The organism is Streptomyces sp. NBC_01017 (genome assembly GCF_045162795.1).
Classification (GTDB): Bacteria; Actinomycetota; Actinomycetes; order Streptomycetales; family Streptomycetaceae; genus Streptomyces; species Streptomyces machairae.
In genome coordinates, this window is the sequence record NZ_CP108683.1 from 10,351,024 (window position 1) to 10,369,641 (window position 18,618).

At 64.4% G+C, this 18,618-nt stretch carries 15 protein-coding genes and 6 pseudogenes; 12 read left to right on the forward strand and 9 right to left on the reverse strand.

The genetic code is table 11. The features are described from left to right. The first annotated feature begins 187 nt into the window (after positions 1-187). From OG331_RS47260 to OG331_RS47270, 3 genes and pseudogenes are all read left to right on the forward strand, one after another. Positions 188-316 (forward strand): hypothetical protein, encoded by a 129-nt coding sequence (locus OG331_RS47260; protein ID WP_406209392.1) that lies wholly within the window; start codon positions 188-190, stop codon positions 314-316. 145 nt (positions 317-461) lie between these two features. After that, positions 462-1,016 (forward strand): annotated as a pseudogene (locus tag OG331_RS47265) (transposase family protein); the annotation flags it as partial. Next, positions 1,012-1,191 (forward strand): annotated as a pseudogene (locus tag OG331_RS47270) (transposase); the annotation flags it as partial. The pseudogenes OG331_RS47265 and OG331_RS47270, both read left to right, overlap by 5 nt. Before the next feature lie 16 nt (positions 1,192-1,207). On the opposite strand, the gene OG331_RS47275 reads toward OG331_RS47270, so the two are convergent. Together OG331_RS47275 and OG331_RS47280 are read right to left on the reverse strand one after the other, a co-directional pair. Next, on the reverse strand, positions 1,208-2,446 hold the full coding sequence (locus tag OG331_RS47275) for an IS256 family transposase (protein WP_406209691.1): 1,239 nt from the start codon (positions 2,444-2,446) through the stop codon (positions 1,208-1,210). Between the two features lie 42 nt (positions 2,447-2,488). Then, positions 2,489-2,674, reverse strand: a complete 186-nt coding sequence (locus tag OG331_RS47280) for a hypothetical protein (RefSeq protein WP_406210955.1) — start codon at positions 2,672-2,674, stop codon at positions 2,489-2,491. Here OG331_RS47280 and OG331_RS47285 point away from each other — a divergent pair. The 3 genes and pseudogenes from OG331_RS47285 to OG331_RS47295 all read left to right on the forward strand — a co-directional run. After that, positions 2,607-3,102: pseudogene (locus OG331_RS47285) on the forward strand (IS5 family transposase); the annotation flags it as partial. The gene OG331_RS47280 and the pseudogene OG331_RS47285 overlap by 68 nt on opposite strands. 106 nt (positions 3,103-3,208) lie before the next feature. Further along, on the forward strand, positions 3,209-3,958 hold the full coding sequence (locus tag OG331_RS47290) for a transposase family protein (RefSeq protein ID WP_406209395.1): 750 nt from the start codon (positions 3,209-3,211) through the stop codon (positions 3,956-3,958). Between the two features lie 8 nt (positions 3,959-3,966). Then, positions 3,967-4,135, forward strand: a pseudogene (locus tag OG331_RS47295) (transposase); the annotation flags it as partial. Here the strand turns inward: OG331_RS47295 and OG331_RS47300 are convergent. After that, a complete protein-coding gene (locus OG331_RS47300; RefSeq protein ID WP_406210815.1) occupies positions 4,119-4,688 on the reverse strand; it encodes a hypothetical protein in 570 nt (189 codons plus the stop codon). The pseudogene OG331_RS47295 and the gene OG331_RS47300 overlap by 17 nt on opposite strands. A gap of 204 nt (positions 4,689-4,892) precedes the next feature. Here OG331_RS47300 and OG331_RS47305 point away from each other — a divergent pair, with 204 nt between their 5' ends. From OG331_RS47305 to OG331_RS47320, 4 genes are read left to right on the forward strand one after another with little or no spacing between them, the layout of a single operon-like run. After that, entirely contained in the window at positions 4,893-6,017 is a 1,125-nt protein-coding gene (locus OG331_RS47305) for an ABC transporter substrate-binding protein (RefSeq protein WP_406209398.1), read from the forward strand. A 3-nt stretch (positions 6,018-6,020) separates the two neighbouring features. Next, on the forward strand, positions 6,021-6,914 hold the full coding sequence (locus tag OG331_RS47310; protein WP_406209401.1) for an ABC transporter permease: 894 nt from the start codon (positions 6,021-6,023) through the stop codon (positions 6,912-6,914). Continuing rightward, a complete protein-coding gene (locus OG331_RS47315; RefSeq protein WP_406209404.1) occupies positions 6,911-7,777 on the forward strand; it encodes an ABC transporter permease in 867 nt (288 codons plus the stop codon). Before OG331_RS47310 ends, OG331_RS47315 begins: the two co-directional genes overlap by 4 nt. Next, positions 7,774-8,853 (forward strand): ABC transporter ATP-binding protein, encoded by a 1,080-nt coding sequence (locus OG331_RS47320; RefSeq protein WP_406209407.1) that lies wholly within the window; start codon positions 7,774-7,776, stop codon positions 8,851-8,853. The genes OG331_RS47315 and OG331_RS47320 overlap by 4 nt, the downstream gene beginning before the upstream one ends. A gap of 167 nt (positions 8,854-9,020) precedes the next feature. On the opposite strand, the pseudogene OG331_RS47325 reads toward OG331_RS47320, so the two are convergent. The 3 genes and pseudogenes from OG331_RS47325 to OG331_RS47335 all read right to left on the reverse strand — a co-directional run. Next, positions 9,021-9,458: pseudogene (locus OG331_RS47325) on the reverse strand (transposase family protein); the annotation flags it as partial. 199 nt (positions 9,459-9,657) lie between these two features. Continuing rightward, positions 9,658-10,878, reverse strand: coding sequence for an ISAs1 family transposase (locus OG331_RS47330; protein ID WP_406191102.1), 1,221 nt, complete (start codon positions 10,876-10,878; stop codon positions 9,658-9,660). A gap of 524 nt (positions 10,879-11,402) precedes the next feature. Continuing rightward, positions 11,403-12,021: pseudogene (locus OG331_RS47335) on the reverse strand (winged helix-turn-helix domain-containing protein); the annotation flags it as partial. 732 nt (positions 12,022-12,753) lie between these two features. On the opposite strand from OG331_RS47335, the gene OG331_RS47340 reads away from it, so the two are divergent. After that, positions 12,754-14,067, forward strand: a complete 1,314-nt coding sequence (locus tag OG331_RS47340) for an ABC transporter substrate-binding protein (protein WP_406209410.1) — start codon at positions 12,754-12,756, stop codon at positions 14,065-14,067. Positions 14,068-14,318: 251 nt separating this feature from the next. Here the strand turns inward: OG331_RS47340 and OG331_RS47345 are convergent, their stop codons facing one another. Together OG331_RS47345 and OG331_RS47350 are read right to left on the reverse strand one after the other, a co-directional pair. After that, positions 14,319-14,921, reverse strand: a complete 603-nt coding sequence (locus tag OG331_RS47345) for a transposase (RefSeq protein WP_406190495.1) — start codon at positions 14,919-14,921, stop codon at positions 14,319-14,321. Then, on the reverse strand, positions 14,846-15,388 hold the full coding sequence (locus tag OG331_RS47350) for a winged helix-turn-helix domain-containing protein (RefSeq protein ID WP_406190674.1): 543 nt from the start codon (positions 15,386-15,388) through the stop codon (positions 14,846-14,848). The genes OG331_RS47345 and OG331_RS47350 overlap by 76 nt, the downstream gene beginning before the upstream one ends. Positions 15,389-16,054: 666 nt before the next feature. Between OG331_RS47350 and OG331_RS47355 the strand changes: the two genes are divergently transcribed. Then, positions 16,055-17,188 (forward strand): IS630 family transposase, encoded by a 1,134-nt coding sequence (locus OG331_RS47355; protein WP_406209412.1) that lies wholly within the window; start codon positions 16,055-16,057, stop codon positions 17,186-17,188. Between the two features lie 110 nt (positions 17,189-17,298). On the opposite strand, the gene OG331_RS47360 is transcribed toward OG331_RS47355, so the two are convergent. After that, positions 17,299-18,576: an IS701 family transposase gene (locus tag OG331_RS47360; protein WP_406190343.1), complete on the reverse strand. Its 1,278-nt coding sequence runs from the start codon at positions 18,574-18,576 to the stop codon at positions 17,299-17,301. Positions 18,577-18,618 lie beyond the last annotated feature (42 nt).

The following is an 18,618-nucleotide window of genomic DNA, read 5'->3' on the forward strand; positions in this document are numbered from 1 at the left end:
CCAATCGCGATCGGTGATCGATATGCGCAAGATTCTCATCCACAAGCAGCCGCGGACACCTCGGCCCATTTCACCGCCAGACCTGCGAACTCCCTCTGGTCGTCCCATGCCGTTCTGAGGACGATTGCACCTGGCCGCACAGCGGAAGGACTGCCTGCCTTCCCTGCCGTATGTGAAGGTGCGAGTTTTGTTCACCCCCCTGGTCTGGGGCAGCGGTAGCAACTCGATGGCGGCGATTCACCGCTTCCTCGCGATCCCTAACTGGACTCGTTTTCCGCGATTGCCCGCGCTGTTGATCGAGAAGGTCAAGGAGTGACCCGTTCCGCGCCTTGGGTGAGGTCGACTCGGATGACCCTGCCGATGTCTCCATCGGTGGGTTTCCCCGAGCAGCCGCCCAGTGAAGTAGGCCGCCGACGAAGGGCTGTCCCGTAACTGCTGGTCACGGGTGAGATGATCTTGATGTGACTGGTGTGATCACGGCGGCGGAGCCGTCCTGGACAGCCCCGTTCACCGGGCTGAGCCCCCGCCTCTTCGGCAAGCTGGTGACCGTGTTGCGGCGCGAGGGTGCGGATGCGGTCCGCAAGGGGCCGGCCATGGAGCCTCCCGCTGGAGGACCGGGCTCTGCTGGTCGCGGCGTACTGGCGCACGGACTTGACGATGCGCCGGCTCGCCCTGCTCTTCGGGGTGTCCAAGTCGGCAGCTGACCGCATCATCGACCACCTCGGACCGATGCTCGCGCTCCAGCCCCGCAAGCGGTCGCCAAGGACACCGTGCTCATCGTGGACGGCACCCTGGTCCCCACCCGCGACCAAACGGTGGCGGAGCAGTCCAAGAAGTACCGGTACTCGACCAACCACCTGGTCGTCATCGGCGCAGACACCAGCCTGGTCGTCGTCGTGGGCCGGCCTCTCGCCGGAAACCGCAACGACTGCAAGGCGTGGGAGGAATCCGGCGCCAAAGCCGCCGTCGGCAAGACCGTGACTACATGGTCAGTTGGCGGTTGTGCTGGGTGTGGGGAGTGGACGGTGGGGATGGATTGTTCCGGACGGCTTGTGGGAGCTGGCCAGGCCGCTGCTGCCGGTGGCGCGGATTCGGCCGCAGGGCGGCGGGGTCGCGAACATCGATGATGAGGCGGTGTTTGCCGCGATCATCTACGTCCTGGTCAGCGGCTGTGCATGGATGGTGTCCCCCGTCGTGGTGTTGCCGATCAACTGGTGGGCGTGTTCGGGGTGTTGGGTAGTGCGGGGGCGCTTTCGGGGCGTTCGGAGTAGAGCTCGTCCATGCTGCCTTCGGGGAGGTAGCGGCGGGGGAAGGCGATCCATTCGTCGTGCATCTCGAACAGCACGGCGGTGACGAGCCGCAAGAGCGCGTCGTCGTTGGGGAAGACCTGGACGACGTCGGTGCGGCGCTTGATCTCCCGGTTGATCCGCTCCAGCGGGTTGGTCGACTGGATCTTCTTCCAGTGCCTCGGTGGGAAGTCCGCGAATGCTGTCAGGTCTTCCTTCGCGTCGAGGAGCATGGCTTTGACCTTGGGGAACTGGGTGCCGAGCATGTCCGCGACGGTGTCGAGCTGGGTGCGCACGAGGCCGGCAGTGGGCTGGGTGAAGATCGTGCGGATCGTCGCGGCAACCATTTCACCGGAGTCCCGGTCGATCACGCCGAAGACGTTGCGCAGGAAATGAACCCTGCACCGCTGCCAGGCGGCGCCCAGCATCACCTTGCGGACCGCGGCGACCAGACCCGAGTGCTGGTCGGTGACGACGAGGCGGACCCCGGACAGTCCGCGTTCACGCAGGGAGCGCAGGAACTCCTTCCAGAACGCCTCGCTCTCGCTGTCTCCGGCCATCAGGCCCAGGACCTCGCGGTTGCCGTCCTCGGTGATGCCGGTGGCCACCACGACGGCCCGGGAGACAATCTGGTGGTTGACCCGCCCCTTGCAGTACGTGGCATCCAGGTAGACGTAGGGGAAGCGGACATGGTCGAGTGGGCGGGTGCGGAACGCGGTCAGCGGTTCGTCCAGCGCCGCGCAGATCCGTGAGACCTCCGACTTCGAGATGCCGCTGTCCCCACCCAGGGCTTTGACCAGGTCATCCACGCTGCGGGTGGACACACCGTGCACGTATGCCTCCATGATCACGGCATAGAGGGCCTGGTCGATCCGGCGCCGCCGTTCCAGCAGTGACGGGAAGAAACTGCCGGTGCGGACCTTGGGGATCTCCAGGTTCAGGTCGCCGGCCAGCGTGGTCAGCACCTTCTCGCGGTGCCCGTTGCGGATGGTGGTCCGCGTCGGCGTGTGCTCGTTCCACTCCGCACCGATATGGGCACTCGCCTCGGCCTCGATCAGCTCCTGCACCATCCGCTCGGCGATGGTGCGGATGAACTCGATTCCGTCGGTCGAGCGTAGTGACTCAAGCAGCCGTATCAGCTCAGACTGGGACAGGGCCATCGTGTACTCCTCGTGGTTGAACTGGCTGTTCACCAAGAAGAGTTACGCGGTGGCCCACCCCCTGTTCAGGGAGCGGCACTCACCCGTGGAAGTGCGCCCCGGGCAGACGCCCGCGCACTCCCAGCCGCTGATCCGCAACACCACGACGAGGGACACCATCTGTGCATGGCGGGCGTTGCCACCGTGCTTCGGGGCGTCGAAGTCGACCGTGCACCGCCGCTTCGCCATCTGGTCCCGGGCCGGGGTCTGGGGCCGGCTGTATCAGAAGGTTCTCCAGCTCATGGACGAGCAGGACCTGGTCGACCTGTCCCGTGCAGTCCTCGACTCAGTACATGTCCGCGCTAAAAAAGGGGCGACTTGGAGGTCCGAGCCCCGTGTACCGGGGTAAGCCCGGTTCCAAGATGCATGTCCTGTCCGACGCGAACGGACTGCCCCTACGGGTCGGGGTCTCCGCGGCCAACACCCACGACAGTCTCGCTCTGAAGCCGATGCTGTCCCATTTCCACATGGGACACGAATCCCACGCGGCCGACTCCAAACCTGTACGCCTTCATGCAGACAAGGCGTACGACATCCCTCACCTGCGGCGATGGCTGTGGGGCAAACGCATCGGCGTCCGCATCGCACGCAAGGGCATCGACTCCAGTGAGGTTCTTCAGAGTGGCCACTGATCGGGTGACCGGCGGCGGGGCGTAACAGGCGAGGCCCTCGGGCTGTTGAGCGAGATGTCTCACGTCTCGACTCGCCAGCCAGGGGGCCTCGTTGGTGACCTATCCTTGCGCACTCGACCTGCCGCATGCACTGGTGGAGTGGGTGACCATGCTGATCGTCACCCGCGAGGGTGACCGCCGCTGCAAGCTGCGCCCCTCCCAGCGGGCCATGGTGGCCCTGGTGTACCTGCGCGAGCACACCACCCTCGCCAAGATCGCCGCGGGCTTCCGGATCAGCGAAGCCACCGCCCACGCCTATGTACACAGCGTCACCGCGTTGCTGGCGGACATGGCCCCGTCTCTCACCCGCGCACTGCGGCGGGCCAAGCCCGACCACGTCCTCGTGGACGGCACCATCGCCGAGTGCGACCGGGTCGGCGACGGCGAACGCGACTACTCCGGCAAGGCCAGACGGCACGGAGTGAACATCCAGGCCGTCACCGGACCGACCGGCAAGCTGATCTGGTACTCGCCAGCCCTGCCGGGCCGCACGGTGGACATCACCGCCGCCCGCACCCACCGCATCATCACCGTATGTGAACGCCTGAAGATTCCCGTCCTGGCGGACAAAGCCTACGAAGGAGCCGGCGGAACCTTCTGCACACCATACAAACGGCACCGCGGCCGTGAGCTGACCGCGCACCAGAAGTCCGTCAACCGCGCGCACGCACGGCTCCGCAGCCCGGTCGAGCGGGCCTTCGCCCTACTCAAGTCCTGGCGGATCTTCCGCCGCGCCCGCTGCAGTCCCAACCGCCTGACGTCAATCGCCAAGGCCATCCTCACCCTGGAGAAGCACCGCTGAAGAACCTCAGTGAAGGACTCGGCCGGCGCAGGTGGGTCATCGAACGCAACGTCCTGGCTTACCGGCTACCGCCGACTCAACCACCGCTACGAACGGAAACCCGGCAACTACCTGGCCTTTCTTGGCCTGGCATCCGCCCTCTGCTGCTACAAACGGCTCCTCAAACTGACCATGTAGGACACGGTCTTAAGGTGCCCGTGGCTCGGGTCCCTTTCCGGCGGCCCTTTCCGAACCGGGCGGGCCCGATTTCCAGGGATCCGGCTCTCCAGTGATCACTTCCGGGGTGGTGCGGTGGGACGTCCCGCGTGGATGTCTTCTTGACAGCGCGGCAGATCACCAGGGTCTTGCGCCGTCGCATCGCCATCAGATGGACCCACGTGGGCCTCTCCCGGCGTCCGGGTCGGTTGAGATCAGCGAGTTTGCGGACGTGGTGGACCTCAACGTTCGTCCGCGTCTCCCAGATCTCGCAGTACTCGGCGAGGAGACCGTGGTCAGCTCGTTGCTCATGCTGGCCATGACCGGCCGGATGTCGGTGCGAACTTCCGCGCGCTGCCGGATGAGCGGGATCCCGCCGAAGCGAGCGACCAGCGTTTCTTCCCCTCGTCGCGGGGGACGGTGACCTGGATGCAGCGGCGTGCTCCGTCGGGTGTCTCCATCTTCCCAAGCTGTCTCCGTGAACATTGCATCGCCGCCTCCTGCCGAGGGCGCATATGCCATCGCCTCGAAGCATGCCTGTCCGAGTGGACGGTGATCCAGTCTTCTGAAAGGCTACTAGCCGGACAAACACGACATTTCTTGCCCGGGGTGCGCCCAACGAATGCTGGGCCCGCGCTGCGGTGGAGGCCTACTGTCGCCGGGTCACCAAGTGCGGCCCAGGCGGCGAGGTGGCATGCACTCCGGCAAGTGATGCCCAAGCCGATAGGGAGAGACTCGCATGAGGCGCAATCGAGTCAGTGTAAGCGTCGCAGCGCTCACCGGATGGGTTGTGCTAGTTGCTATGGGGGCTTGTGGTTCCTCATCCTCGGACGCGGACGGTGACGCGTCCTCCGCCGAGTCCGTGACGGACCTGGGTGGTATGGAGAAACTGATCGAGGCGGCGCAGGAGGAAGGGCAACTCAACGTCATCGCCCTGCCCCCCGATTGGGCTAACTATCGACAGATGATCAAGGTTTTCTCTGAGAAATACCGAATTAAGGTAGATTCACGGCAACCCGATGCCTCAAGTCAGGAGGAGATCAACGCCGCTAAGCAGCTGTCCGGGACGAGCCGTGCTCCTGACGTCTTCGACTTGGGGCAGAGCTTTGCGCTCGCCAACACAGGCCTCTTTGCCTCGTACAAAGTAAGTCAGTGGAAGGGCATTCCGGAGCACCTCAAGGACCCCGACGGCCGGTGGACGAATGATTACGGCGGCTATATGTCGGTCGGGTACGATGCATCAAAGGTGCCAGCGCCTGCCACCATTCAGGACCTATTGAAGCCTGAATATAAGGGAAAAGTCGTCCTCAATGGCGATCCTACCCAGTCGGCTTCAGCGTTCAGCGCTGTCATCACCGCGGCCCTGGCTAACGGAGGGTCTGCCGACAACATCGCCCCAGGTGTTGAATTCTTCGCTGAATTGAAGAAGAGGGGAAACCTTCTGCCGATCAATCCCACGCCTGCGACGATTTCGAGCGGACAGACCCCTGTCGTTTTCGACTGGGACTACCTGAATACCGCTTCATCTGTCAAATTCGCGGGAAAGATTGACTGGAAAGTTATCGTCCCAAAGAGCGCGGTCTTGGGATCCTACTACGCGCAGGCTATCAATAGAGAGGCCCCCCATCCGGCAGCAGCTCGTCTGTGGCAGGAGTTTCTCTACTCAGACGAGGGCCAGAACATCTTCCTGAATGGGTATGCGCGGCCGGTGCGTCTTGATGGGATGGTCAATGCAGGCACGGTCGACAAGAAGGCATACGGCAGGCTGCCAGCAGTCGAGGGCGAACCTATCTTCCCGAACCCCAAACAGGTAGAAGCCGCAAGGGCGTACCTGTCAGAGCACTGGGCGAATGCTGTCGGCTGACCGATGACCGAAGATGCTCGGAATCCGGCTCGGGGAATCAGGGCAACAACACGCATTGGCTTGCGTTACTTGGGAGTGCTCCCCTTTTTCACCTATGTAGGCATCTTCCTCATCTTTCCCACCCTGATCGTCGTGGTCGGGGCCTTTCAAGACGATCAGGGCAACGCCTCCATGGTCAACGTGCGGGCCTTGACCCACCGTGTGTACCTGGAGGCGTACGTGCGCAGCCTTCAGCTCTCAGCCACTTCTGCAGCAGTCGGCGCGATCCTGGGAGCACTCCTGGCCTGGGCGCTATCCACGGCAAAACCGCGCGGTGTACTACGCCGTGTAGCCAGCTCAGCCTGTGCCGTGCTCGCCCAATTTGGTGGCGTCACGCTCGCCTTTGCCTTTATCGCCACATTCGGTCTCACCGGACTAGTAACTGAATTTCTCCGAAACTATTTCTCTATTGACCTTTTCGCTCAAGGCGTATGGTTGTTCGATCTCCCGGGACTGCTGCTCGTCTATTCCTACTTTCAGATCCCGCTCATGGTAATTATCTTTCTGCCTGCATTGGAAGGAATGCGCCCCAATTGGCGGGAAGCCGTCAATAGTCTTGGTGGTACCACGTGGAATTACTGGCGGCACGTTGCAATTCCCCTCTTGCTTCCCTCCTTTATGGGCGCCAGCTTGCTGCTGTTCGCCAACGCCTTCTCCGCGTATGCAACTGCAGCCGCGCTTGTGTCACAGGGCAGCCCTCTTATTCCTCTAAAAATCAGGGCCTACTTCACGAGCGAGGTGTTGCTCGGACAGGAGAACCTCGGCAAGGCGCTCGGATTGAGTATGATCATGGTGGCCGCAGTTGTCATGGTCTTCTACGCGCTACTAATGCGGCGTGCGACGAGATGGTGGAGGTGACCGGGCTGAGCCAAAGGCCACTTCCTTCGCCGCTTTCCCCTGAGCATGAGGCAGCGCTACTGCCGTCCTCACCTAGCCGCCGCACCCGCCGCCAGACCATGCTGCGTTGGACGGTGCTGTTGCCACTGGGGGGATTCTTCCTGCTGCCGCTGATCGCCATGGTGGAATTCAGCACCCGCGAGGTGCAAGGACGCCGGGGCCTGCAGGCATGGGCAGCTATCGCCGACACCCCTGAACTGGTGTCGGCAATCGCTACGTCCCTGGCATTGTCCGGCCTCACCACGGTCCTCACGCTGGCCTTGCTGGTCCCGACACTGACTTGGGTGAGACTGAAACTGCCAAAGATCCGTCGGCTGGTCGAAGCTCTGTGCCTGCTGCCTCTGGTTATCCCAGCCATTGTCCTGGTCGTGGGCATTGCACCTGTCTACACTTGGGTCGCACGCCTCCTAGGAGAATCACCACTGACCCTCACCTTCAGCTACACCGTCCTCGCACTGCCCTACGCATCCCGGGCCATCGATATTGGGCTCACGGCGATGGACCTGCCCACTTTGGTCGAGGCGGCCCGGGGGCTGGGGGCTTCATGGCTCACTGTGTTGGTGCGAGTCGTCGTACCTAACATGCGAGGCGCATTGATGGCAGCGGCGTTGCTCACTGTCTCTGTAGTCCTGGGCGAGTTTACCCTCGCGTCCTTGCTGAATTTCAGTAATCTTCAAGTGGAGATCGACCTCTTGAGCAAGTCCAACGCGGAATCAGCAGTCGCTGTCTCACTGGCCGCGATCATTTTTGTCTTCGCGCTCTTGTTTGCCGTCTCCGCCGTCAGCTACCGGCGCTCGCGTCCCATCGACCAGGACCATGCATGACAACAGGGAGCAAGATGGCGATGTGGCACGTGCAGCTCCGCTCCCTGCGTAAGTCCTTTGGTGCCTCCAGCGCTCTGAATGGACTCGAACTAGGCATTCAAGCGGGCGAATTTGTAAGCCTGCTAGGACCGAGCGGATGCGGCAAGACTACAACCCTTCGCATCGTGGCCGGTTTCGAAACGGCCGATACAGGTCACATCCTCGTCAACGGTGCAGATATCACCCATGTACCGTCAAGCAAGCGAGATATGGGTATGGTCTTCCAGAGCTACAGTCTCTTTCCTAACATGACTGCACAAGTCAACGTGGAGTTCGGACTTCGAGTGCGCAGAATCTCTAGCATTCGCCGCCAAAAAAGGGCCGCGGAATTGCTTGAACTGGTCGGCCTATCGGAACGGGCAGATCATTTTCCGCACCAACTGTCCGGCGGCCAGCAGCAGCGAGTCGCCCTGGCCCGGGCTCTGGCTGCCACTCCCCAGGTCCTGCTGCTTGACGAACCGCTTTCGGCGCTTGATGCAAACGTACGGGCCACCCTGCGCGAGGAGATCCGCCGGATCCAAAGCGAGCTTGGCATTACGACACTGTTCGTCACCCACAATCAAGAAGAGGCCCTCTCCATGTCCGATCGGGTAGGCGTGATGCGCGAGGGCCGGCTGGAACAGCTTGCGGCGCCTTCGACCGTCTACCAGGAGCCAGCCACCGAGTTCGTCGCCACATTCATCGGCGCTGGTAATATCCTCCCCGCGGTCGCGCACGGCAACGAGGTCGTCGTCTACGGACAGCGCATCACCGCACCCGCGGCAGCTCGACATGGCCGCGGCACAGACGTCAATCTTGTCCTTCGTCCGGAGGAGATCCGCATCGCCCCGGTACAAGATGCAGACCCAGGTGCTCTCACCGGCGTGGTGATGACCCGGAGCTTTCTGGGGCCAGTCACCCGCGTGAGTGTCAAGCTGGAACACGGCACTGGACAAGTCATCCGTGTGGACATCCCTGCGTCCGCCGATGAACTACCTCCGGGCGCCCGGGCGGCCCTGTCCTTCAAGCCAGCCAACCCGCTCTTGCTGCGGACCTGACATCCGTCCCTGGTCTGCCGAACGCTTGTCGCGGCTGCTGGCATATTCGTTACTGGCCGTACTGTGGGGCTACCCTCGCGCTTTCGGGGGAGGTTGCGCAGGCCGGTGGCGCGGGCGGCCCGGATGCGGTCCTCGGCGCGTGCCCGCTGGCGGTGCCTCAGCTCCACCCGGCCCGCGTGGGCGGGCGAGATCCACACCAGGGTGCCGTCGGGAGCGGTGATGACCTGCAGGTTCACGCCATGCTTGCGGTGCTTTCCTGAGTAATCCGCGCGGCTGTCACCGACTCGGTCGCATTCGGCGAGTGTCCCGTCGAGCAGGACATAGCGTGCACCGACGGCTCTCAGTGCAGCGGTCAGGCCTGGTGCCCGGGAGGCCAGGAGTGTCACCACGGAATGAACGTAGGCGTGGGCGGTGCCCACGCTGATACCGAATCCGGCGGCGATCTGGGTGAGTGTGTCGTTCTTACGCAGGTACACCAGTGCGGCCAAGGCGCGCTGGGACGGTGGCAGCTTGCATCTGCGGTCACCCTCGCGAGTGACGATCAGCATCGTCACCCACTCCACGAGTGCATGCGGGACATCGAGTACGGCACGATAAGGAACCAACAGAGCCCCACCGGTGACGAGCTGAGCCTAGACACCTCGCTCAACATCTGTGGGGCTCTGACCGTTCCTCCACCGCCCCACCGTCACCCGATCAGTGGCCAAGTTGAAATGCTCGGTGAGTCGTAGTCCGTCGGCGCCGGTGAAGCGCAACTGAGCTCCGGGGTGGGGCTGTTCCTTGCGGACGATTAGCAGGGCTTGATCAAGTTCCGTAGGTGTCGCGGTTGTTGATGATGCCCAGGATCGGGAGTGCTCGTTCGGGTTCGTCGCGGATGGCCCGGGTGGTCTTGGCGATGTTGTTGGCTCCGAGGACCTTCAGCACGCCGATGGCGAGGTTGCGGAAGGTCGCCATGGCCCGGGGCGCGGTCCCGGTGTGGACGGTGGAGGCGTCCTCGGCGAAGGTGACGTCTCTGATGTGGTGCGAGGAGTTCTCCACTCCCCAGTGCCCGCGAATCGCGGCGGCCAGGTCGGCCGGGCAGGCCTGGTGGGCGTCCAGGCTGGTCACGGCGTAGACGCTCTCACGACTCTCGCGCCGGCCGGTGAGCTTGCGGCGGCGGTGGATGCGGATGGCCAGGCGGGCGTGGGGAAACGGGATTCCGCCGAGTTCGTCGGCGATTCCGCAGGTTTTGATCGAGCGGGACTCCCGCCGGCCGTGCCCGGTCCCGGAGGCGGTGTGCTGGACGGCGATGTCCCGCCAGGGCAGGGCCGCCAGCCGGCGGTGGGCGGTCGGCTGGTTGGTCTTGATCACGGCGATGTAGTGCGCTTTCTTCGTCTCGACAAGCCAGGAGACGTTCGCCTTGACCGAGTGCAGCGCGTCGAAGGTGACGACAGTGCCGGCCAGGTCCAGCGGCTCCAGCAGCGGGCGGAAGTGGGTGGTCTCGTTCGTCTTCGCGCCGACCTCCACCTGGCCGAGGGTCACGACTGGGCCGTGGGTGACCACCGACAGCAGGTGCCGGCGTGCCGAGGTGAGACGGGCCGAACCCTTGAGCGCTTTGCCGTCAAGGGCAAGGACGCGCAGCCGCCCGGGCGCGGGTGCCGCCGGCTGCCCCGTGGCCCTGGTCGCGGTGCCGGTGACGGCGTGGTGCCGGTCGGTCAGGTAGGCGCCCACCGCCCGGTCCAGGGCATCACCGTCCACGGCGCCCAGCACGCGCCCGATCGTCACGGGCGAGGGGGTGCGCCGCCACCCGAGCAGATGACGGCGGATACCCAGGGCCGCCAGTAGCCTGCCCGAGGCCCTCGCACCCCATTCGGCGAGCTCGTCGATGCTCTTCGCTCCCGAGACGACCGCGCAGGCACACACCAGCAGGATCGACGTCAGCGAGTACCACCGGCCCCGCCGCGAGCGTGGGTCGGGGATGGAGTCGAAGTAGGGACGCAGGTCGGCGACCTGGCCGACGTCCAGCGACCCCAGATTCCCCAGCACGGCAGGGATCGGAGAAGATACAGCGGCAGGCACGGGCCACCTCATGATCATCGGGCGTAAGACACCACAATGATCACGAAGCCCGTGCCTGCACTGCTATCTACCCCTCACGCAACAACTGCCGCGAGCATGGAACTTGAAGCCGCCCTGCGATTAGCGCAGACCAGCATCCTTGGGACGGCCTGCCAGCCGTTTCAGCAGCCGCCAGTGCCCGTCGATCAGATCGGCGGTGGTCCGCGAAGGCAGCATTCGTGCCGTGATTATCCTCGAGGAGCCCGACACCATGACCAGGACCGGAGGCCCACCCGTCTGCCCGTAGCGCTGGCCCCGGCCTCGGACCGGCCGCCATTCTGCCAACGCCCGTTGAAGGGGTCGGCTGTGGATCTGGCCGAGCCGGCCAACCGTGAGCTGTTGAAGCAGACTCCGACGATGCCAGCCACGGTGATCGCTGGGCGGATCGGGTGGGAACGGGGCCTGACCATTATCATGGAGCGGGTGCGGGAATTGCGGCCTGCCCACCTGCCGGTTGACCCGGTCTCGCGCCCCCAGGTGCGGCCGTTGACCTGGTCGGAGCGGATGCCGACCTGGTCGGCGAAGAGCACCTCGCCACCCTCCGCCTTTGCCCTGGCCCGGATCGCCGGCCACGCCTCCTCCCGCCAGACGCGGACCGCCTCCTGGTCCTGTTCGACGGCCCTCTTGTCCGGCCGCTGGAACGAGGGCCCCAGCGGCGCACATACTTGCCAACCCCTGCTCGGTCAGGCGCACCCGGTACAGCTTCGCGATCAGGTCCCCCACCCCGGCCCGCGTCCACAGCTGCCCGGCCAGACCCAGATCACAGGGACGGTGCTCCAGCACGGCCTGCCGGACCGTCTGCTGCTCGACCGCATCGAGAAGCTGATGTTTGCCGACCCGACGTCCACACTGCTGGGCTACAAGCGCCTCCCGCCCGCCGGCCAGCCACTTCGCCCACCAGTTGTCCACCGCCTTGAGCGAGACCTGGAACACCACCGCAACATCCTTGCGAGTCCGGCCCGCCACCAACGCGGCCACCGCCCGCAGACGAAGGGCTTCCCGCGCCGACGGCGACAACTTCCGTACGTCCCCCGCCAGTTCACTCACGCAGGGATCAACGACCCAGAACACCTACCGTTTCGAATCAATAGGAGGGCGACCCTTGCGCGCAATCGTTTTGAATAGCTTCTGCGCCCATCGAGCGTCAACGCCGACCTACGCCGCCAGATGGCAGGCGCGGGACGCAACGCCCACACACAGTGGCGCCACGTTCCGCACCCGGGCGGCAGTGTTTCTGCACGAAGGTGCACGACTTCGGTCAGCTCGTTGAGGTATCGGGAAACCCCTCTCTACCATGCTTGGAATCTCCTGGTCGATATCGGGTCTTCGCACGCACAGACGGGTGGACGGGGTGAGTCTGCAGCGTTTCGATAGTCACCTCTGGTGGCGCGACGCAGCGTGCTACCAACTGCACGTTCGCAGTCTGATGGACCGCATTGGTGACTGCACCGGCGATTTCGCCGAAGTCAAAGGGATGTCGTATCTGTGGAAGGTTAGCGTCGTCGAGGGCTGTCTGAGCCGTACGTGCCCTTCGCTGCAATGTGACCCGAGCTGCGACGCGGTCGTGCTGCAGCGGTCTCAACTCGCTGCTGGGCGGGGGCGGCCCGGTCGAGTTCGGCCTGCTAGCGATGGCTGCACAGCGGCTCGCTGCGGACCGTGGCGCGGCGCACGCACGCGCACTGAGCTGCTCCACCAGCGTAAGTCTTCAACTCTGCCCAACCTGCCCCTGTGCGCCCTGACCCTACCGTTCGCCTCGGCTGCCTTCTGCAGACCCGTCGCTGCGAGAGAAGGACATCAACAAAAATGCGCCGACAAAATACCCCACTCGCCAGCTGCATTGTGCTCATCTTGGTCTCAAGTGCAGCTACCTGCGACGACCTGGGAGACAGTGGCAACAAGGAGTTGAATGGCCTAAATATCTCCGTGGCCGGCGCCTGGACTGGAAGTGAGCAGAAGAACTTTCAAAAGGTGCTCGATAACTTCAATGACAAGACTGGCGCCAAGGCATACTTCGTGAGCACAGGCAACAACGTATCCCCTGTTGTAGGGAGAAAAATCGAGACCGGTAACGCACCCGACGTGGCTTTGCTACCGCAGCTCAGCGTACTCGAGCAGTTTGCTGACAATGGCTGGCTTGAGCCCCTGTCTGCAACAGCACGGGCAGCCGTGAACGACAACTACGCCAACGTGTGGAGGGAGTACGGAAGCAGACACGGCACCCTCTACGGCGTGTACTTCAAAGTTGCGCACAAGTCGACCGTCTGGTATAGCCCGGAGACCTTTGCTAGGGCTGGCGCTTGGCGTCCATCCACCTTCGAAGAGATGCTGTCTGCCGGACAAGCCATGTCCGACTCAGGTCTCGACGCCTTCGCCATCGCCGGGAAAGACGGCTGGACTCTTACTGACTGGTTCGAAAACGTCTATCTTTCCCAGGCGGGACCCGAGAAGTATGACGCCCTGGCAGCCCACGAGTTGAAATGGACCGACCCATCGATCGTGGATGCTCTCGCAGAACTGGGCAAGCTTTTCAACAAGAAGCACCTGATCGCGGGCGGCCCCGACGGAGCCCTCAACATCGACTTTCCCGGCTCGGTGAAAAAGGTGTTCGGACCGAAGCCCGAGGCGGGCATGGTTTACGAAGGCGACTTCGTCGCCGGTGTGGCCCAAGGTCAGTACGACAAGAGCATGGGCAAAGACGCTGACTTCTTCCCGTTCCCAGCTGTTAAAGGAGGTGCGGTCCCCGTCATCAGTGGTGGTGACGCCGCTGTCGTCCTCAAGGACGGAAGGAACGCTGCTGCCGGCATGAAACTAGTCGAATACCTTGCTACCCCGGAAGCTGCTGCCGTGTGGGCGAAGTTGGGTGGTTTCCTTTCTCCGAACAAGCAACTCTCCATTCACACCTACAATAAAATCACCACCCGCGCCATGGCCGACTCGCTGGTTAATGCGGATGATCGGGTTCGCTTCGACATGTCCGACCAGGCGCCGGCATCCTTCGGCGGTACTGACGGTGCCAGTGAATGGAAGATTCTGCAGGACTTTTTGCGCGACCCGTCCGACCCCAAAGCTACCGCCATGAAGCTGGAGGATGCGGCGGCCAACGCCTATCGAAACTGAGCCCATTTGTCCCGTTTCAGGGAAGGGCTGCCGCTGACTGGCCACGGGTGGGCAAATCTGCGCTGATGATGCCACGTGGAGGGAGCCGTTCTCAGCCTGCTCAAGGCACGTCTAACCTCGAGCTTTCGCGCGCCCAGCAGACTCGGAGGTCTTCGTGATGTAGCTGATCTTGAGTCGTAAGCTCGTCGTCGCCTGCCGGTGGAAGTCCGGTCCGGGTACTCAGCTTGAACTCGTAGACGCCGGCTGGTGGATCACGGTGGTTCGATCACCAGGCCGGTCTCGGTGAGGCAGCCGTTGATCAGGTCGGGCCGGTACTGGATCTTCTTGAGCTTGCGCTTGACGATGCGGACGAGGCCGCCCAGGTCGGCGGCGACGAAGTTGGCGATGGAGCGTTTCAGGAGTGACCAGACGCCCTCGGTGGGGTTCAGCTCGGGTGCATACGCGGGCATCTGGACCACACGCAGCCACTCCTGGTGTTCGTCGGCGAACTCCTTCATCTGTGCACACAGGTGCACGTTCAGGTTGTCCCAGCACCACACGAGCGGCGCGTGCAGCTGCTGGTGAACGGCGAGGATCAGTTCGCGGTACTCGTGCCAGGCGAAGCTCTTGGGCTCGCCCTTGCGCCCGTGACAGACGTGCAGCCGGTAGAAGAAGTGCGGGCGCTCGCCGGGGCGGAAGCAGACCGCGCCGGCCACGTTGACCCGGCCGGAACCTCTGCCACGCACCCTCACCACGGGCCGTGCCCCGCGCGGGGCCCATGTGCGGCCCTTCGGCGGCCTCAGGCCCTGCCCCGCCTCGTCCTCGAAGCAGATGTAGGCGCCCAGGTCCGCCGCACTGGTTTTACCTGCGGCCACACCTCCTGCTTCCACACCTCGATGGCCTCCTCGTCCCGCTCGACGGCCCGGCGCACCGGGACCTGGCACGACCAGCCGTGGCGCCGCATCAGCTTCCACACGCCCTGCACCGTGTAGCCCACATGGAACAGCCGCCCGATCAGCGCCTTGATCCGCTTCAGCGTCCACCGCTGGTCGTCGGCGAATCCGTGCGCCGGCGGGCCGCGCCGCAGTTCTGCTTCCAGACGCGCGAACTGCCGCGCCGACAGACGCTCCGGCGACACCGGTCCCCTGGAACGCAGGGCCTGCACCCCGCCCTCGCGCCACCGCTGACGCCACAGCCGCACAGTGCGCGGCGCTACCCGTAACTCCGCCGCGACCGCACCAGAACTCTCGCCCTGCTCAAATAACTCAGCGGCCTTCAGCCGCAGTTGTTCACGCCGTTCCTGCTCGGCAGGCGTATACCCGCCCCTCTGCGCATACCGCATGAACCTGCCATACCGCAGGGATCAAGGACCGTCACGCCCTCTCGGCGTCTACGAGTTCAAGCTGAGTAGCTGCCAGGAGGCCCGGTAGCAGACTGGCGGCGTCGGGGGGAAACGCCCGGCGTCGAAGCCCAGTGTCGAAAGCCCTGCAAGGGGGAGCAAAGCAGCGGTCCGTAGCATCACGCGAAGTCTGCGGCGTCGTTAGAGGCCCGTCCTTTGGGGCGGGGACAGGGAGTGCCGAGCCCCCGAAATCAGGGTGAAGGCCATGGAAGCGGCGAAGATCCTGGAGATGCAGCCGTGAGGGACTCCTCGGCGTATGGGGCATGGAACGTTGCGACGGTGACAGCGGGAACTGGGGAGGCCCTCCCCGGCCCGGCGGCCTGCGGACAGGTGCTGCCGGAAGCTGCGCGTCCTATAACCGGGTGATCCCCGGGAAGTGGGCGCGGGCCGGGTGGGCGTCGGAGGCGGCCGTAGTACCGCTATGAGTCGGCGGACAACACAACCGCCGGCCAGGGAAGGGCCGCTGCTTCGTCGATGTGCAGGTTGTCTGGAGGGGCTTGGTGAGTGCCGTTTCGGCTAGTGCCGCATCAGAGAACCTTTGCCCTGTGGTGATGTGACGCGCCGTTCGGATGCTGGTCCGGACGGCGCGGTGTCGGCCAAGCTGTCTGGGTGGCAGAACGAGTACGCGTCCGTGAGATCGATGACGACGAGGGGCAGCGCCTGCTGCGGATCATCCGTAGAGGCACGGGGTCGGTGGTGACCTGGCGGCGGGCCCAGATGGTGCTGCTGTCCGCGCAGGGCATGCCCGTGGTGAAGATCGCCGAGGTGACATTCACCAGCGCGGACCGAGTCCGGGACGTGATCCACAACTTCAACACCGACGGCTTCGACTCGCTCTACCCGAAGTACAAGGGCGGTCGGCCCAAGACCTTCACTCTCCCCGAACGCCGGGAGATCAAGAAGACCGCCAAGTCCAAGCCCGCCGAGCACGGCCTGCCGTTTTCGACCTGGAGCCTGGCCAAGCTGGCCGACTTCCTGGTCGCCGAGGGGGTGGTCGACGACATCAGCCACGAGGGCCTTCGGGTTCTGCTCCGTGAGGAGGGCGTCTCGTTTCAACGCATAAAGACCTGGAAGACCTCCCGCGACCCCGACTACGCCGCCAAGAAAGCGCGCGTCGAGCACCTCTACGCCATCGCCGACGGCGAGGTCATACCCGACGATGGCGAACCAGAAGTCGTCTTCTGCCTTGACGAGTTCGGCCCGCTCAACCTCCAGCCTCACCCCGGCCGGCAGTGGACCGAGCGCGGCGGGAAGCACAAGGACCCCGACCGGGAACCCCGCCCCCGCCGACGGGCCACCTACACCCGCCCGCACGGCGTCCGCCACCTCTTCGCCGCCTATGACCTGGCCCGGGACAGGCTCTACGGCCACATCAAGCCGAAGAAGAACCGGACGAGGTTCCTGGAGTTCTGCCGCTACCTGCGCAGCCTCTACCCGGCCGAGACCCGGATCGCGATCGTGCTCGACAACTTCTCCCCGCACCTGACCACCAAGAAGGACACCCGCGTCGGCGACTGGGCCACGGCCAACAACGTCGAATTCGCCTACACCCCGACCAACAGCTCCTGGCTCAACCGCATCGAGGCCCAGTTCACCGCCCTGCGCTACTTCGCACTCGACGGCACCGACCATGCCAGCCACAAGGAGCAGGGCAGCATGATCCGCCGCTACATCATCTGGCGGAACAAGCACGCCGCCGACGAACGCCTGCGCAAGGTAGTCGACAGGGCGAACGTTGCCTGATACGGCACTAGTAGGACTCCGTTAGGTTGCTCTGGCTCTGGGGTTTTGGCTGGTGGTGGATGTTCTGGGCAGGGGGCGGTGGCAGGTGGTGCAGGTGCCGGTCCAGCAGTTCAGCAGGTCCTGGATGGCGTCGAGGGTCTGGTAGAGGGTGAGTTGGCTGTATCGGCTTTTGGGGCCAGTCGCTGTTCGGTGAGGAACGCGTGGGCGGCGGTGACCAGGGTGACGTGGTGATGCCAGCCGTTCCAGGAACGTCCCTCGAAGTGGTCCAGGCCGAGGCCGTGCTTGAGTTCCCGGTAGTCGTGCTCGATGCGCCAGCGGATCTTCGCCAGGCGGACCAGTTCGGCGATTGGGGTGTCTGCGGGCAGGTTGGACAGCCAGTAGCCGGTGGGTGCTTCGGCGCCGTCGGGCCATTCGGCCAGCAGTGTGACCTCAGGCAGGACGCCGTCCCAGTGGCCGTGTGAGGCGAGGGCGGCGGCCTGGGCGAGGCGTTTGGATTTGATCCCGGCGGGCCGCACCTGCAGGGACAGGAAGTGTGAGCGCAGCGGTCCGCGGGATCCTTCCCGCCAGGTCACCTCGGTGAAGGCCTGCCGTCCGTGGCCGGCCACCAGCGCGGCCACCGGAGTCGGCCTGTCGCGGTAGCGGGGCTGCGGCTTGCGGCCGTTGCCGGACCAGGTGGGGGCCATGGGCATCGCATCATGCGGGTGGACGGTCACATCCGAGCGGATCGCCACCACGTAGTCGATGCTGCGATGTTCCAGGCCGTCGCGGAAGTCGGCGTTCTGTCCGTAGCCGGCGTCGGCCACCAAAACCGGAGGCACCAGACCCCATCCGGCCAGCTCATCGATGGTGTCCAGGGCCAGACGCCACTTCTCCCGGTGCCCGATCTCGTCGGGCATCCCGGTCTTGCGCCGGCGAACCGGATCGTGCGCCCACTCCTCAGGCACGAACAGGCGCCATTGCAGCGGACAGGACGCCGTGTCGGAGACCGCGTGCACACTCACTGCGACCTGGCAGTTGGCCTGCTTGCCCAGCGCCCCGCAGTACTGGTGGGCGACCGCCACCGACATCTTCCCGTCCTTGGGAAACGACACGTCATCGACCGCCCACGCGTCCGGACCGACCAGCGGCACCATCCGCTGCGCAATCCGCCGCCGCACCGGCAGCGGATCCCACGTCGACTGGTTCACGAACTGCTGCAGATTCTGCTCGTTGCCGTCCGGCAGCCGCTGCGCCATGGCCTGGATGGACTTGCGGCGACCGTCCACCATCAGTCCCCGCAGATAGCAGTCGCTCTTGGCCCGCTGGTCCTTGCGCGGCACCGAGGCGAACACATCAGCCACGAATAACGCCAACTTCGCCCGAGCCCGGTTCACTTCATGTGTATCCACACCTTCAGCGTTCCCCCAAACAGGACCGACAGGCAGACATAA

Excerpts from the sequence above, each read along its gene's own strand:
- OG331_RS47275 (WP_406209691.1), bottom strand. The coding sequence starts at position 2,446 with ATGGCCCTGTCCCAGTCTGAGCTGATACGGCTGCTTGAGTCACTACGC.
- OG331_RS47280 (WP_406210955.1), bottom strand. The coding sequence starts at position 2,674 with ATGGCGAAGCGGCGGTGCACGGTCGACTTCGACGCCCCGAAGCACGGT.
- OG331_RS47300 (WP_406210815.1), bottom strand. The coding sequence starts at position 4,688 with ATGCTTCGAGGCGATGGCATATGCGCCCTCGGCAGGAGGCGGCGATGC.
- OG331_RS47305 (WP_406209398.1), top strand. The coding sequence starts at position 4,893 with ATGAGGCGCAATCGAGTCAGTGTAAGCGTCGCAGCGCTCACCGGATGG.
- OG331_RS47310 (WP_406209401.1), top strand. The coding sequence starts at position 6,021 with ATGACCGAAGATGCTCGGAATCCGGCTCGGGGAATCAGGGCAACAACA.
- OG331_RS47320 (WP_406209407.1), top strand. The coding sequence starts at position 7,774 with ATGACAACAGGGAGCAAGATGGCGATGTGGCACGTGCAGCTCCGCTCC.
- OG331_RS47340 (WP_406209410.1), top strand. The coding sequence starts at position 12,754 with ATGCGCCGACAAAATACCCCACTCGCCAGCTGCATTGTGCTCATCTTG.
- OG331_RS47350 (WP_406190674.1), bottom strand. The coding sequence starts at position 15,388 with ATGCGGTATGCGCAGAGGGGCGGGTATACGCCTGCCGAGCAGGAACGG.